Origin of the sequence: Ruminococcus sp. 1001136sp1_2201st1_G3_2201SCRN_220225 (assembly GCF_040924365.1) — a bacterium.
GTDB lineage: Bacteria > Bacillota > Clostridia > Lachnospirales > Lachnospiraceae > Blautia_A > Blautia_A faecis.
In genome coordinates, this window is the sequence record NZ_JBCOME010000109.1 from 1 (window position 1) to 4,676 (window position 4,676).

The following is a 4,676-nucleotide window of genomic DNA, read 5'->3' on the forward strand; positions in this document are numbered from 1 at the left end:
TCATTCTTACAGACAATGGTGCCTCATTCAAAGATCCAGCTATTTTTGAACGGCCTGCAGGTGAACTTCTATCCCGTATTGGATAAGGAATATATTGATCTGATCATTTCTGATATTATGATGCCGGTTATGGATGGTTATGAACTGGTGTCGGAACTCCGTTCAGCAGGATATCAGATACCGGTACTTATGATCACTGCGAAAGGTTCCTTTGATGATATGCGCCAGGGATTTCTTTCGGGAAGCGACGATTATATGGTAAAACCGGTAAATGTGAATGAAATGGTTTTAAGAGTCGGAGCACTGCTTCGCCGTGCACAGATACTGAATGAACACAAAATTGTGATCGGTTCAACAGAGTTTGATTATGATGCAATGACGGTTACAACTGATAAGGAAAGTCTTGTTTTGCCTAAAAAAGAATTCCTGCTTTTATATAAGCTTGCAGCTTCGCCAGGCAGAACATTTACAAAACAACAGTTGATGGATGAAGTATGGGGATACGAGACGGAGGCAGACCCACATACGATAGAGGTACATATAGGAAGAATCAGGGAGCGTTTTAAAGATAACCCTGATTTTGAAATTGTAACAATGCGTGGAATTGGATACAAGGTGGTGAAAAAATAATGGAACAAAAGAAAGAAAAAGGATTGCGGATCCGATCCTGTCTGACTGGTGCAATCTGGCTGGCACTCGTATTTTCAACAGTCATATCTGCGTTATTATTTGCTTTTTTGAATCATTTTTTTAATCTGCCTGGTAGCATACCTATGCTTGGCTGGCTTTTGATTTTCAATACATTGATTGCAGGGCTGATCACTTCCTTTATCAATGCAAAGTTACTGGAACCAATTACCAGACTTAGTAAAGCAATGAAGGAAGTTTCTCAGGGAGATTTTGAACAGCATTTGGAAACGAACAGCCGTATAGCAGAAGTTGGAGAATCTTATCAAAGTTTTAACGTTATGACAAAAGAACTTCGTGCAACAGAGGTGCTGCAGATGGATTTTGTATCTAATGTTTCTCATGAGTTTAAGACCCCGATTAATGCCATTGAAGGGTATACAATGCTGCTTCAGGGAGAAGAACTGTCTCCGGATCAAGAGGAATATGTAGAAAAAATCTTATTTAACACCCAAAGACTTTCTGGATTGGTTGGTAATATTTTGCTGTTATCCAAGTTAGAGAATCAGAATATACCAATGAAAAAAACAGAATATCGTCTGGATGAACAGATCCGCCAGGCATTTCTTTCATTGGAAACAAAATGGACAGAAAAAGAAATTGGTTTTCAGGTAGAATTGGAGGAAGTTAAATATACTGGGAATGAAGGACTTTTTATGCATATCTGGATAAATCTTTTGGATAATGCGATTAAGTTCAGCCCTTCAAAGGGGACAATTACGATGTTTCTGAAACAAGAACAGGATTCTGTTAAGTTCATTCTGGAAGATGAAGGACCAGGAATAGAGGATGATGTAAAATCCAGAATATTTGACAAGTTCTATCAGGTAGATGGATCTCATAAAGCAGAAGGAAATGGCCTAGGTCTTGCACTTGTAAAACGGATTGTAGATAGTGCCGGAGGGACAATCAAAGCAGAAAACCGTGAATATGGTGGATGCAGATTTGTTATAGAGCTGCCAAAGCAGAAAGATGAGATTATATAGTTTTAAGATAAATTAGAAGATGGGAGGATTTATATGACATTTTATCAGGAGTTGCAGTTAAATCAGGCAGGTTCTAAAAACCTGTTGAAAAAGAGTGAAACACTAAAAGAAAAATTATATCATATGTGGGTATATCTGGTGAAGGTAGCTGTTACATTGGCATTTTGTTTTTTCTTTGTTAGTATTTTCAGCATCCTATTTGGAAAGGAGAACAGCATTGTAGGTGTAGTAGTCTTATTATGTCTCATGGTGTTTAGAAATGCGGATCTGGGGATCCACACCGGACAATCTACGATGCTTTTGGCTTTGTTCTTTGTAATTATGACTGTATGTCCGCATTTAGCAAATCAGTTTTCACCGGTATTGGGAATGCTGTTAAATATTGCGGCACTGGCTGTGTTGATTCTGTTCGGATGCCATAATCCATTCATGTTTAATCAATCTACATTGGTTCTTGGGTATCTGCTGCTATATGGTTATGATGTTACGGGAAAAAGCTATCAGATGCGATTAGTCGGAATGGCTTTAGGTGCAGCACTTACCTGCTTCGTATTTTATCGAAATCATAAAAACAGAACTTATAAAAGAAATCTGAAAGATCTGATACAAGAATTTGATATCACTTCTTCCAGAACAAAATGGCAGATATGTCAGATTTTATGCGTACCGATTGTCCTTTGCATTGCAGAACTTTGTAATATGCCACGTGCAATGTGGGCTGGTATTGCGGCCATGTCCGCGATTTTGCCGTTTATGGAAGATATGCGCTACAGAGTCCGTAAAAGGATTGTCGGAAATATTGCAGGTGTTATATGTTTTACAGTATTATATTTTCTGCTTCCTTCGTCAATCTATGCATATATAGGAATTCTTGGTGGAATCGGTGTAGGATTTTCAGCACAATATGGCTGGCAGGCAGTATTTAACACATTTGGTGCTTTAGCCATTGCTGCAGAGACTTATGGACTACAAGGAGCGGTTAGTCTTAGAGTGATTCAAAATGTTTTTGGTGTTGTGTTTGCTTTAGCATTTTGTGTTATATTTTATTGGTTTATGTCTAAAAAAAAGGAAAGTGAGATGACCGTACATGCAGAGTGAAGTGAATCAGGAAGAAAATTTGAATAGAATTATTACGGTTCCTAATCTTCTTTCTTTTTTTCGGCTTTGTCTGATTCCGGTAATTATATGGAGTTATTGTGTAAAGAAAAATCCTCTGTTAGCTGGTGAAATCTTATTGCTGTCTGGTCTTACGGATCTTGCTGATGGATATATCGCAAGAAGATTCCATAGGATTAGTAATTTAGGAAAAATACTTGATCCGGTGGCTGATAAGCTGACACAGGCAGCGATGTTAATCTGTCTGTTTACTCGTTTTCCGCATGTGCTTCTTTTAATCGTAATAATGGCAGGTAAGGAGCTGTATATGGTAGTCAGTGGATGTCTTGTGATACGAAAGACAGGAAAAGTACATGGTGCAGACTGGCATGGAAAGATAGTAACCTTTTTATTATATGGAACTGCAGCGGTGCATATTATATGGTTCCACATTACACCGATGGTATCAGATCTGTTGATTGGTTTGTGCGCTATAATGATGGTCATATCGGTCGCTCTGTATATTATCCAGAATACCAGGACTCTTAAGGAAGAGACTGTATAAGCAATTTTATATTGCAATGACTAGAAAAATATTTAGGAGAAGATAGATATAAACAGTAAGTCAAACACACAAACTATGGAGTCTTTAGTCGGTTTAATAAAATTTTAGATAGAAAATAAATCATTATAAAAAGATCCTGTTCATACTATGATATATAGAACAGGATCTTTATTTACTTTATTTCGCCAGGAAATTGCTCTGAATCTCCATCGGCATATGATAAGCCTGGCCTCGTTTTGTCAGGCTGTATAATTTAAAGCTCATTAGTTCCGGAGTCGCATTCAATGAACTGCAGAGTCCGAAATAATCCAGGTCCTCGTTCTGAACCATTAGCCTTTTAAAATTAGCCAACTACTTTTCCAAAAGTTTTTAAGATGGATCCGGAAGTGACTTGGATAGGGGCATATTTTTTATTTAGAGAAATAAGCTGAATACCGGAATCGGATTGATGATATTTCTTTACATAAGCATCACCATCAAGGAAGAAGACACCGATTTCTCCTTCTTCAAGTGTTTCTTGTTTATGAATCCAGATGATCTGTCCATCCAGATAGAGAGGCTCCATGCTGTCACCACATACCCGGACACCGAAGTCAGCACTGGAAGATACTTCATCACCAACTTCAATTTCGGAAAAATGGTCGGAATCAAGGAATTGTCCTGTTTCAGCTGAAACCGGGAGATCATAGAGACTGAGAGTTCTTCGTGGAAATTGATAAATGATTGGTTCTTCTCGAATGTATTCCCCACTTTTCATTAATAGGTTCATGTAGTCAAGAACTTTGGCTTGTCCTTCGTCATTTAATTTGGAGAAAAGTTTCTCATCCGTTCCAATCTGGAATGTTCTATTTATATCGGAAATCTCAAGAATCTCACAGAGGGCAAAAAATTGTAAAACATTTGGCAGGTTTACATTTTTTTCCCATTTACTGATAGAATGAGCTTTTACATCTAAGCCTCTTTCACACAGAAGAGCTGCCAGTTGTGGTTGAGACAGTTTTCGGTCTTTTCTTTTATTAGCAATAATGGATCCAAAATCTTTCTTTATCATCATACACCTCCATATGCAGGTATTTATTCCCTATATATACTATAACCCATAACAGATAAAAAATCAACAATAATAGCGTTAAAATCCATAAAAACGACATATCTGCTACTTTACAAAGATTTAAAAGCGATATATAATGCCTATATAGAAAAAGAACGCACGTTCTAAAAAGGAAAGGTGAAAATGTGGAAAGAACAATATTGCACAGCGATGCCAATTGTTTTGTGTGACTTGAAAGTCACTACATTTATTGTCTTACCGTAAGGTGTAAGACCTGCTGTTCCGTCAGTTG

At 37.5% G+C, this 4,676-nt stretch carries 6 protein-coding genes; 4 read left to right on the forward strand and 2 right to left on the reverse strand.

Annotated features, from left to right (window positions below; all coding sequences use genetic code 11):
• Nucleotides 1–15 precede the first annotated feature (15 nt).
• The 4 genes from AB5642_RS19650 to AB5642_RS19665 are packed head-to-tail and all read left to right on the forward strand — an operon-like array spanning nucleotide 16 to nucleotide 3,333.
• Nucleotides 16–630: a response regulator transcription factor gene (locus tag AB5642_RS19650; protein WP_368371910.1), complete on the forward strand. Its 615-nt coding sequence runs from the start codon at nucleotides 16–18 to the stop codon at nucleotides 628–630.
• The gene (locus tag AB5642_RS19655; protein ID WP_173719622.1) at nucleotides 630–1,673 is read left to right on the forward strand and encodes a HAMP domain-containing sensor histidine kinase; all 1,044 of its coding nucleotides are present in this window, start codon (nucleotides 630–632) and stop codon (nucleotides 1,671–1,673) included. The genes AB5642_RS19650 and AB5642_RS19655 overlap by 1 nt, the downstream gene beginning before the upstream one ends.
• A 33-nt stretch (nucleotides 1,674–1,706) precedes the next feature.
• Complete coding sequence (locus AB5642_RS19660; protein ID WP_173719625.1) at nucleotides 1,707–2,771, forward strand: FUSC family protein; 1,065 nt, start codon at nucleotides 1,707–1,709, stop codon at nucleotides 2,769–2,771.
• Nucleotides 2,761–3,333 (forward strand): CDP-alcohol phosphatidyltransferase family protein, encoded by a 573-nt coding sequence (locus AB5642_RS19665; protein ID WP_055057096.1) that lies wholly within the window; start codon nucleotides 2,761–2,763, stop codon nucleotides 3,331–3,333. The genes AB5642_RS19660 and AB5642_RS19665 overlap by 11 nt, the downstream gene beginning before the upstream one ends.
• A gap of 177 nt (nucleotides 3,334–3,510) precedes the next feature.
• On the opposite strand, the gene AB5642_RS19670 is transcribed toward AB5642_RS19665, so the two are convergent.
• Nucleotides 3,511–3,684 carry a hypothetical protein gene (locus tag AB5642_RS19670; RefSeq protein WP_226815871.1) on the reverse strand — a complete coding sequence of 58 codons (174 nt, stop codon included), beginning with the start codon at nucleotides 3,682–3,684 and terminating at the stop codon, nucleotides 3,511–3,513.
• Entirely contained in the window at nucleotides 3,677–4,387 is a 711-nt protein-coding gene (locus tag AB5642_RS19675) for a S24 family peptidase (RefSeq protein WP_207718493.1), read from the reverse strand. Before AB5642_RS19675 ends, AB5642_RS19670 begins: the two co-directional genes overlap by 8 nt.
• Nucleotides 4,388–4,676 lie beyond the last annotated feature (289 nt).

What these genes read in the sequence shown, in the direction of transcription:
- AB5642_RS19665 (WP_055057096.1), top strand. Translation starts at nt 2,761, where the DNA reads ATGCAGAGTGAAGTGAATCAGGAAGAAAATTTGAATAGAATTATTACG.
- AB5642_RS19655 (WP_173719622.1), top strand. Translation starts at nt 630, where the DNA reads ATGGAACAAAAGAAAGAAAAAGGATTGCGGATCCGATCCTGTCTGACT.
- AB5642_RS19675 (WP_207718493.1), bottom strand. Translation starts at nt 4,387, where the DNA reads ATGATGATAAAGAAAGATTTTGGATCCATTATTGCTAATAAAAGAAAA.
- AB5642_RS19660 (WP_173719625.1), top strand. Translation starts at nt 1,707, where the DNA reads ATGACATTTTATCAGGAGTTGCAGTTAAATCAGGCAGGTTCTAAAAAC.
- AB5642_RS19650 (WP_368371910.1), top strand. Translation starts at nt 16, where the DNA reads ATGGTGCCTCATTCAAAGATCCAGCTATTTTTGAACGGCCTGCAGGTG.